The sequence below is a fragment of the Candidatus Obscuribacterales bacterium genome, assembly GCA_036703605.1.
GTDB lineage: Bacteria > Cyanobacteriota > Cyanobacteriia > RECH01 > RECH01 > RECH01.
The window spans coordinates 1-2,308 of record DATNRH010000611.1 but is presented as its reverse complement, the minus strand read 5'-3'; the positions used below and the strand labels follow the sequence as shown (position 1 = coordinate 2,308).

Annotated in this window: 2 protein-coding genes; both read right to left on the bottom strand. The window is 57.4% G+C overall.

The genetic code is table 11. The features are described from left to right. Positions 1 to 455, bottom strand: a 455-nt coding sequence (locus V6D20_12950; GenBank protein ID HEY9816688.1) for a hypothetical protein, incomplete at its 3' end; no start/stop codon positions are given. Next, positions 452 to 2,308 (bottom strand): CHAT domain-containing tetratricopeptide repeat protein (locus V6D20_12945; GenBank protein ID HEY9816687.1); only part of this gene is annotated, 1,857 nt, incomplete at its 5' end. The genes V6D20_12950 and V6D20_12945, both read right to left, overlap by 4 nt.

Below are 2,308 nucleotides of genomic sequence, written 5' to 3'. Positions count from 1 at the left end.
ACAACCCGCTTCGTCCAGGTATTCAGCTGCGCCTTATCCGGATCAAAGGTACGCAAGACTTTGCCGGAGGGCGTCGGGTCATCGGCGAGAGACGGGGTGGTGGGACGTTGATGGAGGGGATCCGTATCCATCAGCACTAGGGACAGCAGATCTTCTAAACAGGTCAGACCAGCAGCGGCACTAAAGCGACTAAACAGGTCTCGACAGGTGCGATCGATTTCGTAGGAAATATAGCAGCGCAAGCAGCCTTCTGCTAAAACAGACACCATCTTCTCAGCCGTCTGCATCAGCGTTTGCAACTGGCGCTGCACAACAGCATCACTCGGTACAGCATCCGCCTCCCTCCCAAGACATTGGGTCTCCAGACATTGGCGGCAAGGCGGCAACTCCTCCACCCGCCGCTGACCCTGCATGGTTAGACGCAGCAGTCGCCAATAGCGCTCCGGTGCTTTCATTCCCCTCCCTCCAGCGATCGCCAATTGCCCGACGCGATAAATCCAGCCCAATAATAAGGATGACCGTAAGCCCCTGTCGATTGCAACTCTCGCTGAATATCCCGCAGGGCCTCACTGCGTCCAGCTCCCTCCATCAACCGTTCATAGTACCCCTGCATCAAGTCACTGGTACCCAAATCGTCTACCTTCCACAAACTCATCAGTTGACTTTCTGCCCCCGCCAGCACAAACGCCCGCCGCAGGCCATACACCCCATCACCATTCACCACATTCCCCAACCCCGTCTCGCAGGCCGACAGCACCACCAGTTGGGTGCCGAACAGATTCATTCGGGTGACTTCCTGGGCCGTGAGCACCCCGTCGTCGTTACCATCCGCGAAGCTGGCCCGTTGGTTGACGCCCGCAAACACCAATCCCGATCGCAGCAGAGGATTTTCCATATTGCGCGGGGTGGGCACGCAGTCGGTTTGAACGGTGGAGACAACGTCAATCGAGGCAGTGCGGGTACCGCCGGGAACGGCCAGACAGTCTTGGTCTTGCAGGAAGAAACCGTGGGTAGCTAGGTGCAGGATGCTGGGCGCTTGAACCTGTTTGATCACCGCTTCCGTAGCCTCGGCTCCGTCCCAGCGGGTGGCGTTGGGCAGGAGGGGCATGATGGCATCCGCTTCCGTTTCGGTACCGGGGAGGGAGCCAAAGGCATTGAGGCTGCTAAAGTCGGTGGAGCGCTGGGCCGTGAGGACGGCATTGCCCTGACTCGGCGTAGCACCACGAGACGCGGCGGCTAGCTCGGTGGCTCCATAGTCTGGATTGGCAACAATCACCGGCCCCTGCCCCGGCTCCAGACCCCGATTCATCCGCAGCAGGTCGCGACCGGAGGTGAGGTAGGTGAGGGTAAGGGTTTCGCTGAGGTAGCGATCGTCTTCGTCCATTAGGGCGGCGAAGGGAATCAGGTTGAGGGCCGCGTCGGGGGAGAGCAGCAGGTGGGTGGCATCACCGGTGAGGGCGCGAATCGGCTGCATCAGTTGGGCATCGAGGGCGCGGGCGATCGGTTGAATATTGGAGCGAGGATTGCGCAGGGCATCAAGGAAGGTGAAGACCTGCGCATCGATAGCGGCGGCATCCCCCAAATCTACTGTGTGGATCTCGCCAGAGGGGAACAGCACGTATGCCGCATATCGGGGCATTCTACGATGCTCTTGAGGGGATATTGCCGCATCAGGCTCGTAGCGCACTAGTTCTACCAATGCCCCATCAGATGGAATCTGTTGCTGCACCATCTCTAGGGTGACGGGCTGGGTCTCCGTGCGGAATGCGGCACTGGCCCGCGCTAGCTGATTTTGCAACACTTCAGCCCGGGCTTCCAGCGTCACCAGTAATTCAGCCTGCCCTTCCACCGGTTCGCCAAAAAATAAATTAGCTCGCTGGGTGTCTACCTGACGTAGTTCATCAAGTAATGCCTGATTTTCTGGGGTTAACTGTTGTCTCAGGGTGGCATAGCTCTCAGCAGTGGCATCTAGCACTCTGCCTTTGCGACGCAGTAGGGTCGTTAGTGCCAAGGGAGCCGCTTCTGGTGACTCCTGGAGGTTCAAGGAAATCAGGATATTGGTTTCTCGTGAAAGAGTTGATAGATACGACCGCCGCCGTGCCTCGGAGATGACAGATAGAGTTAGATCCAATTGGGTTTCCCGAATTTCTGTTGCCTGTTCATATAACGGCAGTGCTGCTGAGTAGTTCCCCTGAGTTTGATACAGTAATGCAAAACTATTGAGGCTGATAACGATATTGGGATGAGTTTCACCCAACACGCTTTGATCAATCATGAGCGACCGCTGATAAAGGAGTTCTGCTGCTGC